The sequence below is a fragment of the Bradyrhizobium guangdongense genome (assembly GCF_004114975.1).
GTDB lineage: Bacteria > Pseudomonadota > Alphaproteobacteria > Rhizobiales > Xanthobacteraceae > Bradyrhizobium > Bradyrhizobium guangdongense.
Genome location: NZ_CP030051.1, coordinates 5,890,004 through 5,904,294 on the forward strand (window position 1 = coordinate 5,890,004; position 14,291 = coordinate 5,904,294).

Genomic DNA, 14,291 nt, shown 5'->3' on the forward strand with positions numbered 1-14,291 from the left:
ACGGTCCTTACTTCAGCTCGGCCGCGACGTGTTCGGCATGCTGTTCATGGCCCTGGAAAATCTTCAGGCCGGTCTGCAACAGGCTCTTCAGCTCGGCATTGCTGGCGGACGGAATCAACTGGGTCTCCAGCGCGCCGTTGACCGTCTTGTGGTAGGCGACCTCGTTGGCAACATAGGCCTTGTCGAAGGCCGCACCGTTCAGCTTGTCGAGCTCGGCCAGCTTGTCGCTCGCCTGCTTCGACAGCGCCTTGCTGGTGTCGTTGTCCTCAGGCGTGACGTTCAGCTTCTTGACCAGCGCCAGCGCCTGCTTGTTGACAGCCTCGTGGTCGCGCAGCATGTCCTCGGCGAACGCCTTGACGTCCTTGTTCTTGGCCTTCTTCTGCGCCTGCTTGGCCGCGTTGATGTCGATCACGCCAGCAGTGTAGGCGATGTGGGCGATCTGCGGATCGGTGAGCTTGTCTGCAGCCCGCGCGCCTTGCAGCAGCACGGGGCTGGACAACAGAATGGCTGCGGCGATCGCCGCGCTCCGACGAACGAACATGTTTGACACTCCTGTGCTGCCGGACGTTTCGCCGGCGTCGCTTCACAGGAATTGGATGGAGGTTTGGCGCAAACGTTCCCGAGAAATTTCAGCCGACACCGAGACGCTTCAGCACCGCCACGGTCAGGCGCTCGCAGCGCCAGCCGGCGAATGGAAACGCGTCCATCATGACAGGGCCGATCTCCTTCTCGACATTCTCGCGCAACATCGTGCGGGCCCGATGCAGCCGCGTCTTCACGGTCTCGGGCTTGACGCTGAGCAGATCGGCCGTCTCCTCGATGCTCATGCCCTCCATGACCCGGGCGACGAACACCATGCGGAAGACATCCGGCAACTCGTCGATGGCGCGCTCGACGACGCGCTGGATTTCACGTTGGGCCATGGTCCTTTCCGGATCGCCTGCGGGAGAAACGGGAAACTTGATGATCTGCGCCTCGAGCGCTTCTTCCGGTACCGCACCGAGCTCGACATGCGGTTTTGCGCTTCGTACCCGTCCGAGCGCCTCATTGATGGCGATACGGGACAGCCAGGTCGACAGCGCGGACTCGCCCTTGAAGCCGTCGAGATGGGTGAAGGCCCGGACGTAGGTCTCCTGCACCACGTCCTCGGCTTCGCTGTCGCTGCGCAGGATGCCGCGCGCGAGGCGATAGAGCCTGCGGTTGTTCGCCTGCATGATCTCGCGGAGCGCAGCCTCGTCCCGATCGCGCGCCCGATCGATCAATTCGGCTTCCGACGTTCTTGCGCCGGCGGACAGGCCGGCTGCGGTCCGTTGCATGGCAATCACCCTGTCTCCATTTGTTCCGGACATTGGATGCCGGCCGGCAGGAAAGGTTCCCGACTTTCTAACCCTTCCCTGGGAGGTAAGATCCTCCGCCTAATCTGTCTCGATCGGCAGCGCCGGGTCCCTCGCCCACTCGCCCATGCAGGCATCGTAGAGCGTCAGCCGATCGTAGCCCAGCTGCGTCAGCATCAGCAGGTCGATCGTCGCCGAGATACCGCCGCCACAATACAGAATCACGTTCTTGTCGCGGGTGACGCCCGCCGCGGTGAATTTGGCTTGGGCGTCGGTGAGCGGGGCCAAGGTCTTGTCGGCATTGACGAGCGTTGCAGCCGGTACATTGACGCTGCCGGGCACGCGGCCCGGCCGGCCGTAGCGGCTCGGCTCGAGGCCTCGATGATATTGCGGCCCGAGCGCGTTGACGATGATCGTCGAGGGATCGCCGATCCGGGCCTTCACAATGGTCTTGTCAACGAAGAAGCCGGGGTGTGGCACGGCTTTGAAGGTCGCGGCCGGATAGCCCTTCGAGGCACCTGTTTCGACCGCGCGCCCCTCGTCCTTCCATTTATCGAAGCCGCCATCGAGCACCCGCGCGTCGACGCTGAGCGAGCGCAACATCCACCAGAACCGCGTTGCCCACATCATGGTGCCGATGCTGTAGAGCACGATGGTCTTGCTCGCATCGAGACCGTGGCGGCCGAAGGCGGCTTCGAGCTGCGCCACATCGGGCATCATGAAGAATTGCTGCGCAGAGGTGTCGGAGAACTCACCCTGCAGGTCGAGGAAATCGGCGCCGGGGATGTGGCCGGCGGCGAAGGTCTTGTCACCGGGGACGGCGCGATAGGGCACGTGGCTGCCTGGCGGCGCGGGTTCGAGATAGGTCGTGCAGTCGTAGAGGCGAAGGTCGGGGTCGCTGAGGACAGCGGCGAGTTGCTCGGTCGTGATGAGGGATGATGGCTGGGCCACTGGACTGCACTCCCGTTCAAGAGGAAGTGTAGACCTCTCCCCTCGTCATTGCGAGTGGGGAGCAGCCTGCGCCCCACCCCCTACTGCTTCAGCGTCTCCAGAAACCGCACCGGCTCGCCTTGCGACGGGGTCACCAGCTCGCCCTGCCACATCACGCGCGTGCCGCGCACAAACGTGCCGACGGGCCAACCGGTGACGCGCAAGCCGTCATACGGCGTCCAGCCGGCTTTCGACGCGACCCATTTATTGGTGATGGTTTCGCTGCGTTTCAAATCGACCACTGTGAAATCGGCATCATAGCCGGCGGCGATGCGGCCCTTGCAAGCCATGTTGTAGAGTCGCGCGGGGCCGGCGCTGGTAAGATCGACGAACCGTGCCAGCGACAGGCGGCCCGCGTTGACGTGATCGAGCATCAGCGGCACCAGCGTCTGCACGCCGGTCATGCCGGAAGGCGAAGCGGGATAGGTCTTCTGCTTCTCTTCCAGCGTATGCGGGGCGTGGTCGGAGCCGAGCACGTCGATGATGCCCTGCTCGATGCCGCGCCAGATGCCGGCGCGGTGATCGGCTGATCGCACCGGCGGGTTCATCTGCGCCAGCGTGCCGAGCCGCTCGTAACATTCGGGGGCCACCAGCGTGAGATGATGCGGCGTCGCCTCGCAGGAGGTGACATCCTTGTGGTCACGCAGGAACTCGATCTCTTCCTTGGTCGAGATGTGCAGCACGTGGATGCGTTTGCCGGTCTCGTGCGCGAGTTTGACCAGGCGCTGCGTCGCCATCAGCGCCGCGGTCTCGTCGCGCCAGACCGGATGCGAGCGCGGGTCGCCCTCGATGCGCAGCGACTTGCGGTCGTTGAGACGGTACTCATCCTCGGCGTGAAACGCGGCACGGCGGCGGATCACCTGGAAGATGCGGCGCAGGCTTTCGTCGTCCTCCACCAGCAGCGCGCCGGTCGAGGAGCCGATGAAGACTTTCACGCCGGCGCAGCCCGGTGCGCGCTCCAGCACCGGCAGGTCCTGCACGTTCTCGCGCGTGCCGCCGATGAAGAAGGCGAAATCGCAATGCATGCGGTGATGGGCCCGTTTCACCTTGTCCGTGAAGGTGGCTTCGGTCACTGTGAGCGGCGAGGTGTTCGGCATCTCGAATACCGCGGTGACGCCGCCCATCACGGCGCTGCGCGAGCCGGTCTCGAGGTCTTCCTTGTGCTCCAGCCCCGGCTCGCGGAAATGCACCTGCGTGTCCATGACGCCGGGCAGGATGTGCAGGCCCTTGCAGTCGATCACCTCGGCGGCGGAGCCTTGCGACAGCGAGCCCAGCTCGGCGATACGCCCGCCGGTGATGCCGATATCGCGGACACCCTCGCCGTCCTGGTTGACGACGGTGCCGCCCCTGAGGATCACATCGAAACGCTGGGTCATGGGCCTCTCTCATCCCCAAGCGCAGGGCTCGAGGTCTTGTCGTTTATGCCCTGCGGGCTTACGTTCCGGAGCACCATGTCGCAAGAGATTTTCGCATGAAATCAGCGTTTCTTCCCGACCGGGGCGTGATCAAGGTCGCGGGCGATGACGCACGCAACTTCCTCAACGGCCTCATCACGACCGATCTCGACAGGCTCAAGCCGGGCCTCGGCCGATTCGGTGCGCTGCTGACGCCGCAGGGCAAGATCATCGTGGATTTCCTGATCACGGAAGCGCCCGCCGGCCATGGCGGCGGGTTCCTGATCGACTGCCCCAGGGCACTGGCGGACACCCTCGCCACCAAGCTGAAATTCTACAAGCTGCGCGCCAAGGTGACTGTGGACATCCTCGATCTCGGCGTGCTCGCGGCCTGGGACGGCTCGCCGGCAGCGCAGCCGGACCTCGCCTTCACTGACCCGCGCAATGGCGAGCTTGGCATCCGCATTTTGATCCCTGAAGATCTCAAGCAAAAACTGTCCGATCTCATCGGCGCCGAGCTGGTCGACGCGTCCGACTACGAAGCACACCGTATCGCGCTCGGGGTGCCGCGCGGCGGCCTCGATTTCATGTACAGCGACGCGTTCCCGCACGAGACCAACATGGACCGTCTCGCCGGCGTCGATTTCGACAAGGGTTGCTATGTCGGCCAGGAGGTTGTCTCGCGCATGCAGCATCGCGGCACCGCGCGCACCCGCAGCGTCAAGGTGCTGCTCGACGGTCCTTCGCCCGAGGCCGGCGCGACCATTCTCGCCGGCGACAAGCCGGTCGGCACGATCGGCTCGAGCGCCCGCGGCAAGGGCATCGCACTGGTGCGGATCGACCGCCTTGCGGACGCGCTCGATGCCGGCCAGCCGCTCACCGCCGGCGGCCTCGCCGTGAAGCTCGCCGAACCCGACGTCGTCCGCATTCCCGCAAAGCAACCCACCGCATGAGCCGTGCTCCCCGCCTGCACCCCGACGGAAAGACCCGCTGCCCCTGGCCCGGCGAAGATCCGCTCTATGTCGCCTATCACGACACCGAATGGGGCGTGCCCGAGTACGATGACCGCGCGCTCTATGAAAAGCTGATCCTCGACGGATTTCAGGCCGGCCTCTCCTGGATCACGATCCTGCGCAAGCGTGATAATTTCCGTAAAGCCTTCGACGATTTCCAGCCGGAGAAGATCGCGCGCTACACCGACAAAAAGGTGCACGCGCTGATGAACGACGCCGGCATCGTCCGCAACCGCGCCAAGATCGAGGGCACGATCCTGAGCGCGAAGTCCTATCTCGACATCATGGAAAAGGGCCCGGGGTTCTCGAAGCTCTTGTGGGACTTCATGGACGGCAGGCCCAAGGTCAACAATTTCAAGACCACGGCCAGCGTGCCGGCCTCGACACCGCTGTCGGTGCAGATCTCCAAGGAGCTGTCCTCGCGCGGCTTCAAATTCGTCGGTCCAACCATCGTCTATGCCTTCATGCAGGCGACCGGGATGGTCAACGACCATCTCGTCGACTGCCATTGCCATGCGACCTGCAGCAAGATGCAGCGCAAGCCGCGCCTCAAGGCCAAATGACCGCGAAGAAGACTGCACCCGGCGCGGAATCCCGCGCCTGGCAGCGCATGCTGTCGGGCCGGCGGCTCGATCTGCTCGATCCCTCGCCGCTGGACGTCGAGATCGCCGACATCGCGCATGGGCTCGCACGCGTCGCGCGCTGGAACGGGCAGACCACCGGTGCGCACATCTTCTCGGTTGCGCAGCACACGTTGCTGGTGGAAACCGTGCTGCGGCACGAGATGCCGCGCGTCGATGCGCGCATGCGGCTCGCGGCGCTGCTGCACGATGCACCCGAATATGTGATCGGCGACATGATCTCGCCTTTCAAGGCCGTCCTCGACGGCCACTACAAGGCCGTGGAGAAGCGCCTGTTAGGTGCCATCCACATCCGCTTCAGCCTGCCGCCGGTGCTGCCGAACGAGATCACGTTAGCGATCAAGGCCGCTGATCGCGGCGCGGCTTATCTCGAGGCGACCGAGCTTGCCGGTTTCAGCGAGAGCGAGGCCAAGCGCCTGTTCGGCAAGGATCCGGGCCTCTCCGACAGTGTCAGGCGCGACTATCTGACGCCCTGGACGGCGGCGCGGGCCGAGAAGCAATTTCTGGAGCGGTTCGGCGCCGTGTTTGCGTAGGTGCTGTAGGGCGGGCAAGGGCGCCCTTGCGCCGTGTCCACGTCTTCGGATGCCTGCGCCCGGGAACGTGGGCACGCTTCGCTTTGCCCACCCTACGGCACCGGCTATAATCACCGCCCAAAAGGTCCGCCATGATCCACGTCTGTTCGCTCGCCGCCCTCCCTGAAACCGTCCGCCGCACCGGGGCCAGTCATGTGCTGACCGTGATGGCCAATGTCGAGCAGGTGGCGCGACCGGTGTCGGTGCTGCCGGCCAACCATCTCAAGGTGTCGATGGACGATATCACCGAGGAGATGGACGGTTTTGTCGCGCCCTCCGAAGCTCACATCGATCAGGTGCTGAATTTCGTGCGCGGCTGGGATCGCGGCGCACCGCTGGTGGTGCATTGTTATGCCGGCATCAGCCGCTCGACGGCGAGCGCATTCGCCGCCGTCTGCGCGCTCAATCCCGATCGCGACGAGGTCGAGATCGCGAAGAAGATCCGAGCAGCATCTCCGGTCGCCTCGCCGAACCGGCGCATCGTCAGCCTTGCCGACCGCGCGCTGGGGCGTAACGGCCGTATGCTGCGCGCTCTCGACGAGATGGGCCCAGGCGAGATGCTGGTCGAAGGCCGCCCCTTCGTGATCGAGCTCGAATGACATCAGCGATCGTCACGGGATGAGCGACAAGCTGCTGACGCCGATCGAGATCGGCCTGACTGCCGCGATCGTCGCGATCGAGGATCACGAGCCGTTGGTGCTCACCGCGCGGGGCAGCGACGGGCTCGCCGGCCTCCCGTTCGGTCCGTTCGATGCGCCGAGCCATCGCACCTTCGAGATCGGCCTGCGCGCCTGGGTCGAGGAACAGGCAGGCCTGCGGCTCGGCTATGTCGAGCAGCTCTACACCTTTGGTGATCGCGGCCGCCATGCGGAGGCCGGCGACATCGGCGCGCATATGGTGTCGATCGGTTATCTGGCGCTGACGCGCGCAGCCGAAGGCGCCGCGAATGCGGCGAGCTTCGAGCCCTGGTATCGCTTCTTCCCCTGGGAAGACCGGCGCGAGGCGCCCCCCGCGATCATTGCCCGCGACATCATCCCGGCGCTGACCGCCTGGGCCGAGGAGGAGCCGGCGGAGACCACCCGCGCGTTGCCGCGGAAGGATCGCGTGCGGTTCTATTTCGGTCTCGAGGGTGCTGCCTGGGACGAGGAGCGCGTGCTCGACCGCTACGAGCTCCTGTACGAGGCCGGCCTCGTCGAGGAGGCCAGGCGCGACGGCCGGCCTGCGGCACTGGCGCGCAAGGCGCTGCCCGCGCTCGGCACCTCCATGCGGTTCGATCACCGCCGGATCCTCGCCACCGCGATCGCCAGGCTGCGTGCAAAACTCAAGTATCGGCCCGTGGTGTTTGAACTTTTGCCCGCCGAGTTCACACTCACTGAGTTGCAGTACACGGTGGAGGCGATCTCCGGCCGCCACCTGCACAAGCAGAATTTCCGCCGCCTTGTCGAAACCGAAGCCCTGGTCGAACCGACCGGCGTGATGTCGACACAGACGGGCGGGAGACCGGCGGCGCTCTATCGCTTCCGCCGTGACGTGCTCCAGGAGCGACCCGCCCCGGGCTTGCGCGTACGCTCCCGGCGCTAGATCAAGTTTGCGATCGGCCCCTGCCCGCCGATCGCCTGGAGGCCCTATGTTCGACGCCCCGTTCGACGTCTTTGCGGTGATGATTGCGATCGTCGCCTTCCTGATCGCGCTGAAGGCGTCGAACCAGACGACCGAACTGCGCCGGCGGCTGGGCTCGCTGGAAGCCGCGTTGCAGGCGCAGCGACAGGTCCCGCCACCGCCGCCCTTGCCCGTGCAGGAGCACGTGAGCGCGCCCACGGCAGAACCGCCACCGCTTGCACCCGAAGCTGAGGCCGAGGTCGACGTCGCACCGCCGCCGCTCGTCATGGAAGAGGCTGCGCCGCCCCCGCCCCAGGCCAGCCCCGAAGCCGATGCGCCGCCGCCGTTGCCCGCACCGGCACCAGGCTTCGAGGAGCGACTGGGCACGCGCTGGGTGGTGTGGATCGGCGGCCTTGCGCTTGCGCTCGGCGGTTTCTTCATGGTGCGCTATTCGATCGAGGCGGGTCTGCTCGGTCCCGGCGTGCGCGTGTTCCTCGGCGGCCTGTTCGCGGCCGCGCTGCTCGCCGCCGGCGAATGGACGCGGCGCAAGGAAAGCATCTCCACCCTTCAGGCACTGCCGATCGCCAACATCCCCGCGATCCTGACCGCGGCCGGAACGGCGGTCGCGTTCGCAACCGTCTATGCAGCGTACGCGCTCTATGGCTTCCTCGTGCCTGCCACCGCCTTCGTGCTGCTCGGCATCGTTGCGATGGGCACGCTGGCGGCAGCGCTGCTGCACGGGCCGGCCCTCGCGGGCCTCGGCGTGGTCGGCGCCTTCGCAACTCCGGTGCTCGTCTCCAGCGACAAGCCGGATTATTGGGCGCTGTACATCTATCTCGCCATCGTCACCGCCGCGAGCTTTGGCCTCGCCCGTATCCGGTTGTGGCGCTGGCTCGCCGTGACCACCATCGTCTTCGCCGTGCTCTGGATCTTCCCGGGCCTCGACACCGGCGAGCTGCAGGTCGCGCCGCACGCCTTCCATGCGATCGCGGGCTTCGTACTCGCCGCACTGCTCGTGGTCTGCGGATTCACGTTCGGCCCTGATATCGAGGACGGGCAGATCGAGCCGGTCTCATCGAGCGCGCTGGGTGCTTATCTGTTCGGCGCAATGCTGATCGTGCTGTCGAGCGCTCATGCGGATCTCTCGCTGATCGCCTTCACGCTTCTCGTTGCGGCGACGCTGTTCGTCGCCTGGCGCGCGGAGTCCGCCGTCGGCGCGCTGGGGGCGGCCGCCGCGACCGTGTTCATCGTGTTCGCCGAATGGGCCGTGCGCGCCAATCCGGACATGCTGGTGCTGCCGGGCGGCCCCATGCCGGGCATCGCGCCGACCGCGACCGACAGCGCGGTGACGCAGCATCTGGTGATGGCCGCAATCTTCGCCGCCGGCTTCGGCATCGCGGGCTTCTTCGCGCAGGGACGATCCCGTTCGGCGATCATCCCCGTGGTGTGGTCGGCGGCGGGCGTCGCCACGCCGATCGCAATCCTGATCGCCCTCTACGCCCGCATCGCTCATCTGGATCGCTCGATCCCGTTCGCGATCCTGGCGGTGCTGCTCGCAGCCAGCCTTGGCGCTGCGACGGAAGCGCTGACCCGCCGCGAGACCCGGCCGGGCCTTGCGATCTCGACGGCGCTGTTTGCCACCGGCACGCTCGGCGCGCTGGCGCTGGCGCTGACCTTCGCGCTGGAGAAGGGCTGGCTCACCATTGCACTGGCGCTGATGTCGCTCGGCACGGCCTGGATTGCGATGCAGCGGCCGATCCCGTTCCTGCGCTGGCTGGCCGCCATCTTCGCCGCGATCGTCACCGCACGCATCGTCTATGATCCGCGCATCGTCGGCGATGCCGTCGGCACGACGCCAATCCTGAACTGGCTGCTGTGGGGCTACGGCCTGCCCGCGGCCTCGTTCTGGGGGGCGAGCATCCTCCTGCGCCGCCGCGGCGACGACGCGCCGCTGCGCATGGTGGAAGCTGCCGCGATCCTGTTCACTGCGCTGCTCGCCTTCATGGAGGTCCGCCATCTCGCAACCGGCGGCGACATCATTGCAACGCCGTCACTGCTCGAGGCCGCCTTGCAGGTCTGCGTGGCGCTGGCCATGGCGATCGGGCTGGAGCGGTTGCGGCTGCGCAGCCACAGCATCGTGCACAATGTCGGCGCGGTCGTGCTCACCGCGATCGCCGGCCTCGTCAGCGTGTTCGGCCTCCTGATCCTGGAAAACCCGCTGATCTGGCGCATCGATGTCGGCGGCGCAGTGTTCAACCTGCTGCTGCTCGGTTACGGGCTGCCGGCGGTGCTGATGTTGCTGCTCGCCTATGCGGCGGCCGGCGAACGCGGCAAGGTTTACGCTAACACGATCGCGGGCGGCGCGCTGGTGTTCGCACTCGCCTACCTCACGCTGGAGATCCGCCGCTTCTATCACGGTCCGTTCCTCGACAGCGGCGAGACCACGGGGGCCGAGCAATACACCTATTCGATCGGCTGGCTCGCTTTCGGCGTCGTGCTGCTCGGTGTCGGCATAACAGTCAACTCCGAGCGCGCACGGCTGGCGTCTGCGGCCGTCATTGCACTGACGGTCCTGAAAGCCTTCGTGATCGACATGTCGACGCTCACAGGCGTCTACCGGGCGCTGTCCTTCATGTGCCTCGGCATCGTACTGGTGGCGATCGGCTGGCTCTACCAGCGCATCCTGTTCCGGCGGCAGGTCACACCACCGCCGGCGCCTCAGACGGGCAGTTGACGATCAGGCCGCGCGGACCGACTCCAGGAACTGCGCGACCTCGACCTTGAGACGCGTGCTGTCGGACGCCAGCGATTTCGCCGCCGAGAGCACCTCGACCGAGGCCTCGCCGGTCTCGATCGCGCCGCGCTGCACATCGGTGATGTTCGTGGAGACCTCTTGGGTGCCGACCGAGGCCTGCTGAACGTTGCGCGAGATCTCCTGCGTCGCCGCGCCCTGCTCCTCGACCGCGGCGGCAATCGCCGCCGACACCTCGGACAGGCGCTCGATCGTGCCGCCGATCTCCTGGATGGCGCTGACGGATTCCTGCGTTGCGGCCTGGATACCCGAGACCTGCGCCCCGATCTCCCCGGTTGCCTTGGCGGTCTGTTCGGCCAGCGCCTTGACCTCGGAGGCAACGACGGCAAAGCCGCGGCCGGCTTCGCCCGCGCGCGCCGCCTCGATGGTGGCGTTCAGCGCCAGCAGATTGGTCTGGCCAGCGATCGTATTGATGAGTTCGACCACGTCGCCGATGCGGGCGGCCGCCTGCGACAGCTCGTTGACTCGCGCGTTGGTCCGCGTGGCCTGTTCCACGGCCTCCGCAGCCATCCGCGCGGAGTCCTGCACGCGGCGGCTGATCTCGGTGATCGAGGACGACAGTTCCTCCGAAGCGGATGCCACCGCCTGCACGTTGGTGGACGCCTCCTCCGAAGCCGCGGCCACGACGGTCGCCAGCTCCTGTCCGCGCCGGGCCGTGTTGGTCAGCGTCGACGCCGAGGCCTCGAGCTCGGTCGAGGCCGACGACACCGTCCCGACAACCTCGCCGATCATGGTTTCGAACTTGCGGGTAATGGCGTCGACGCGGCGGCCGCGTTCGATCTTGGCTTCGGCGTCGGCTGCGGCGGCCTCGTCGGCAGCCTTCTTGGCGATCAACGCCTCCTTGAAGATCTGGAGCGCATCCGCCATCGAGCCGATCTCGGTCCGCTCGCCACGATGCGGCACCTCGGCCGTGAGGTCGCCCTCGCCGAGCGACTGCATCGGCTTGATGATGGACGCAATGCCGCTGGAGACGTCGCGCACGAGATAATAGGCGGCGCCGATCGCCAGCGCGACCGAAGCGACGATGATGCCGACCAGCACGCGGAAGATGGTAGCGTAGCTGTCAGCGGCCTGCTTCGTTTCCAGCTCGGCGCCGTGGTTGTTCAGCTCGATGCCCTTCTGCAGCAGCGGGTCGGCCGCCTGGGCCATCTTCGCGACCTTGGTCTGCAACATCTCGTTGGCGTCCGCCGGGAACTTGCCGGGACTCTTGCGCGACAGCGCCATCACGTCCTGTACACCGTTCAGATATTCCGCCCACGCCTTGCTCCACTGCCCGTAGAGCGAACGCTCCTCGGCGGAGGTGATCAGCGGCTCGTAGACCTTGCGGGTCTGGTCGATTCGCGCCTGCAGCGAAGCCAGACGCTTCTCGGCCGCTTCTTTGCCCTCGGCGGTGTCCTGCATCAGATGCAGACGCAGCGCGACGCGCAGTTCGTTGATATCTGCGCGCATCGAGCCGAGCGCACGCACGCTCGGCAACCAGCTCTCGGCGATCTCCACGGTATGGGAATTGATGTTCTGCATGGTGCCGATCGCCACCACGCCGACGCCGGCGAGCGAGAGCACGAGGACCGACAGCACGGTCAGCAGCTTGAAGACGATCGACAATTTCGACATCACGACAAATCCCGATGGTATCCGGCAACGCGCAAGTCATCCGCACCGCGACCATCGCGTCGGACGGTGGGTGGGATTCATTCCAACAATGCTGGCTGGTTCTTATCTCGTAAGATTGGGCACATAATCGCAAACAGGCGTTAACAGGAACCTACGCCAAACCATGGGTCGGTTCCCAACATTCGACGGGAACGGTGATCTCGTCAGGCCGCCCGCACCGAATCCAGGAAACGTGCGACCTCACTCTTCAGCCGGGTGCTCTCCTGCGACAGCGATTGCGCCGCCGAATGCACCTGCGCCGAAGCAGCCCCGGTTTCGCTTGCGCCGCGCTGGACCTCGCCGATATTCGCGGACACGTCCGAGGTGCCCTGCGCGGCATGCTGGATGTTGCGGGAGATCTCCTGCGTCGCTGCCCCCTGCTCCTCGACCGCGGCGGCGATGACCGAGGAAACCTCCGACATTCGCGCGATGGTATCGCCGATCTCCTTGATCGCGCCGACCGAGTCCTCCGTCGCGGTCTGGATCGCACCGATGTGCTGGCTGATCTCGCCGGTGGCTTTGGCGGTCTGCTCGGCGAGCGCCTTCACCTCGGTCGCGACGACCGCAAAACCCTTGCCGGCTTCGCCGGCCCGCGCGGCCTCGATGGTCGCGTTGAGCGCCAGCAGGTTGGTCTGGGCAGCGATGGTATTGATCAACTCGACCACATCGCCGATGCGGGAGGCGGCCTTGGTCAGCTCCGCGACGCGTGCATTGGTGCGTTGGGCCTGCCCGACCGCGACATCGGCGACGCGCGCCGATTCCTGAACCTGGCGGCTGATCTCGGAGATCGAGGAGGTCATTTCCTCGCTCGCGGACGAGACTGACCGCACGTTCGCGGAAGCCTCCTCCGAGGCCGCCGCCACGGCAGTCGCAAGTCCGTTGCCACGCTCGGCGGCCTGCGTAAGCGTGTTGGATGAGGCTTCAAGCTCGGTAGCCGCCGACGACACGGTCTCGATGATCTCGCCAACCGCGCCTTCGAATCCATCGGCGAGCCGCTTCATGTCCGCCCGGCGCTGCTCGCGCGCCCGCGCATCCGCTTCGGCCTGTTCGGCGCGCAGCCGCTCGGCCTCCATCATGTTGGTCCTGAACACCTCGACCGCGGCGGCCATCTCGCCGATCTCGTCCTTGCGACCGACGCCGGGAACCGCAATCGAGAGTTCGCCGCGCGCGAGCCGCGCCATCGCATCAACCATGCCGGACAACGCCTTGGAAATCGAGCGTCCGAGCAGGAAGCCGACCGCGGCAAGAACGACGATGGTGATGCCGAAGGCGATCACCATCCAGAACCTGACGGCGTCGCGGGTGGCGGCTTCTGCAGCGTCCGCCTGCCTGTACGTGGCTTCGACCGCGCTCCGCACCTCGGTCATGACAGGCTCTATCTCGCGAAAGGTTTTCATCATGGCGGCATCGAGAGCTGCGCTTTGCTGCGCGGTCTCGGCCCAGGCTGCGAACTCGGCCTGGTATTTCTGGAGCTTGGCAGTAATGTCGTTCATTACCGCGGTCGGGACTGCGACGAGTTCGATCGCATTGGAGAATTCACCCGCGGCCTTCTTCAGCTCGGCAAGATATTTGGGGTCGCGCCGCAGCATGAAGTCCTTTTCGTGCCGGCGCATCATCAGCATCCAGCTCGTCGACCTGGGATCGTCGACCTGCTTCAGCTTCGCTTCGATGTCATGCACCGCGACGCGGAGCGAGCCCGACAGGCCGAGCGTCTCGTTCAATCCGAGCCTGGTTTCGGCAGCCACCAGTGAATTGAAATCCGCCGCGTAACGCTTGAAACCCTGCTGGGCCTGCTTCATCGTCTCGGCCAAGGCACCCATGCCGCCGGCGGACATCAGCCGCTCGATCTCATCGAAATCACGTTCGATCGGGCCGATCAGCTCGGCATGCGCCTTGGCATAGCTCTCGTTGCGGCGCTGCTGAAAATTCTTCTCGTCGCGGCGGGCCTCCAGCATCTCGATCGAGAGCTGCTTGTTGAGATCGGCAATCGCGCGGGCGCGGCTGGCGGCATCGCGGGACGCATCCTGGGAAAGGCTGCCGATCTCAAAGATTGCGCCGAACGCCACGAGGCCCAGCAATCCGAATAATCCGATCGCCATGACCTTGTGGGTGAGACGAATGGAAAGGCCGCTCATGAATGTGCTCCAAAGGACGAAGGCAATACGCGACGGGCGACTCAGCACCGGAATATTGCGGACATCATGCCTGCGTCGCTTTTCCGGAAGGTTAACCCTGCCTGCACGGCCGCTGCGCCGACATACCGACGCGCGCAAGCGCTGCGTG

General features: G+C 65.9%; 12 protein-coding genes. 6 read left to right on the forward strand and 6 right to left on the reverse strand.

Annotated elements, in window-relative coordinates; translation table 11 throughout:
- Nucleotides 1–7 precede the first annotated feature (7 nt).
- The 4 genes from X265_RS28145 to X265_RS28160 form a co-directional block, all read right to left on the reverse strand.
- A complete protein-coding gene (locus X265_RS28145; protein ID WP_128967782.1) occupies nucleotides 8–541 on the reverse strand; it encodes a DUF4142 domain-containing protein in 534 nt (177 codons plus the stop codon).
- A gap of 88 nt (nucleotides 542–629) precedes the next feature.
- Entirely contained in the window at nucleotides 630–1,316 is a 687-nt protein-coding gene (locus tag X265_RS28150; RefSeq protein WP_164938830.1) for an RNA polymerase sigma factor, read from the reverse strand.
- A 99-nt stretch (nucleotides 1,317–1,415) separates the two neighbouring features.
- Nucleotides 1,416–2,285, reverse strand: a complete 870-nt coding sequence (locus X265_RS28155; protein ID WP_128967784.1) for a sulfurtransferase — start codon at nucleotides 2,283–2,285, stop codon at nucleotides 1,416–1,418.
- 80 nt (nucleotides 2,286–2,365) lie between these two features.
- Nucleotides 2,366–3,700 carry a dihydroorotase gene (locus tag X265_RS28160; RefSeq protein WP_128967785.1) on the reverse strand — a complete coding sequence of 445 codons (1,335 nt, stop codon included), beginning with the start codon at nucleotides 3,698–3,700 and terminating at the stop codon, nucleotides 2,366–2,368.
- A 95-nt stretch (nucleotides 3,701–3,795) separates the two neighbouring features.
- Here X265_RS28160 and ygfZ point away from each other — a divergent pair, with 95 nt between their 5' ends.
- The 6 genes from ygfZ to X265_RS28190 all read left to right on the forward strand — a co-directional run bounded on the left by ygfZ (nucleotide 3,796) and on the right by X265_RS28190 (nucleotide 10,277).
- The gene (ygfZ, locus tag X265_RS28165; RefSeq protein WP_128967786.1) at nucleotides 3,796–4,671 is read left to right on the forward strand and encodes a CAF17-like 4Fe-4S cluster assembly/insertion protein YgfZ; all 876 of its coding nucleotides are present in this window, start codon (nucleotides 3,796–3,798) and stop codon (nucleotides 4,669–4,671) included.
- Complete coding sequence (locus tag X265_RS28170) at nucleotides 4,668–5,294, forward strand: DNA-3-methyladenine glycosylase I (protein WP_128967787.1); 627 nt, start codon at nucleotides 4,668–4,670, stop codon at nucleotides 5,292–5,294. Before ygfZ ends, X265_RS28170 begins: the two co-directional genes overlap by 4 nt.
- The gene (locus tag X265_RS28175; protein WP_128967788.1) at nucleotides 5,291–5,905 is read left to right on the forward strand and encodes a YfbR-like 5'-deoxynucleotidase; all 615 of its coding nucleotides are present in this window, start codon (nucleotides 5,291–5,293) and stop codon (nucleotides 5,903–5,905) included. The genes X265_RS28170 and X265_RS28175 overlap by 4 nt, the downstream gene beginning before the upstream one ends.
- A gap of 131 nt (nucleotides 5,906–6,036) precedes the next feature.
- Complete coding sequence (locus tag X265_RS28180) at nucleotides 6,037–6,543, forward strand: tyrosine phosphatase family protein (RefSeq protein ID WP_092298450.1); 507 nt, start codon at nucleotides 6,037–6,039, stop codon at nucleotides 6,541–6,543.
- Nucleotides 6,544–6,562: 19 nt separating this feature from the next.
- A complete protein-coding gene (locus X265_RS28185; protein ID WP_128967789.1) occupies nucleotides 6,563–7,525 on the forward strand; it encodes an NUDIX hydrolase in 963 nt (320 codons plus the stop codon).
- Between the two features lie 46 nt (nucleotides 7,526–7,571).
- Nucleotides 7,572–10,277: a DUF2339 domain-containing protein gene (locus tag X265_RS28190; protein ID WP_128967790.1), complete on the forward strand. Its 2,706-nt coding sequence runs from the start codon at nucleotides 7,572–7,574 to the stop codon at nucleotides 10,275–10,277.
- 3 nt (nucleotides 10,278–10,280) lie between these two features.
- Here the strand turns inward: X265_RS28190 and X265_RS28195 are convergent, their stop codons facing one another.
- A complete protein-coding gene (locus X265_RS28195) occupies nucleotides 10,281–11,969 on the reverse strand; it encodes a methyl-accepting chemotaxis protein (protein WP_164938831.1) in 1,689 nt (562 codons plus the stop codon).
- A gap of 203 nt (nucleotides 11,970–12,172) precedes the next feature.
- Nucleotides 12,173–14,143 (reverse strand): methyl-accepting chemotaxis protein, encoded by a 1,971-nt coding sequence (locus tag X265_RS28200; RefSeq protein ID WP_128967792.1) that lies wholly within the window; start codon nucleotides 14,141–14,143, stop codon nucleotides 12,173–12,175.
- Nucleotides 14,144–14,291: the final 148 nt, after the last annotated feature.

Bases quoted from the DNA above. Each gene is read 5' to 3' on its own strand.
- X265_RS28145 (WP_128967782.1), bottom strand. From the start codon at position 541: ATGTTCGTTCGTCGGAGCGCGGCGATCGCCGCAGCCATTCTGTTGTCC.
- X265_RS28150 (WP_164938830.1), bottom strand. From the start codon at position 1,316: ATGCAACGGACCGCAGCCGGCCTGTCCGCCGGCGCAAGAACGTCGGAA.
- X265_RS28160 (WP_128967785.1), bottom strand. From the start codon at position 3,700: ATGACCCAGCGTTTCGATGTGATCCTCAGGGGCGGCACCGTCGTCAAC.
- ygfZ (WP_128967786.1), top strand. From the start codon at position 3,796: ATGAAATCAGCGTTTCTTCCCGACCGGGGCGTGATCAAGGTCGCGGGC.
- X265_RS28170 (WP_128967787.1), top strand. From the start codon at position 4,668: ATGAGCCGTGCTCCCCGCCTGCACCCCGACGGAAAGACCCGCTGCCCC.
- X265_RS28175 (WP_128967788.1), top strand. From the start codon at position 5,291: ATGACCGCGAAGAAGACTGCACCCGGCGCGGAATCCCGCGCCTGGCAG.
- X265_RS28180 (WP_092298450.1), top strand. From the start codon at position 6,037: ATGATCCACGTCTGTTCGCTCGCCGCCCTCCCTGAAACCGTCCGCCGC.
- X265_RS28185 (WP_128967789.1), top strand. From the start codon at position 6,563: ATGAGCGACAAGCTGCTGACGCCGATCGAGATCGGCCTGACTGCCGCG.
- X265_RS28190 (WP_128967790.1), top strand. From the start codon at position 7,572: ATGTTCGACGCCCCGTTCGACGTCTTTGCGGTGATGATTGCGATCGTC.
- X265_RS28195 (WP_164938831.1), bottom strand. From the start codon at position 11,969: ATGTCGAAATTGTCGATCGTCTTCAAGCTGCTGACCGTGCTGTCGGTC.
- X265_RS28200 (WP_128967792.1), bottom strand. From the start codon at position 14,143: ATGAGCGGCCTTTCCATTCGTCTCACCCACAAGGTCATGGCGATCGGA.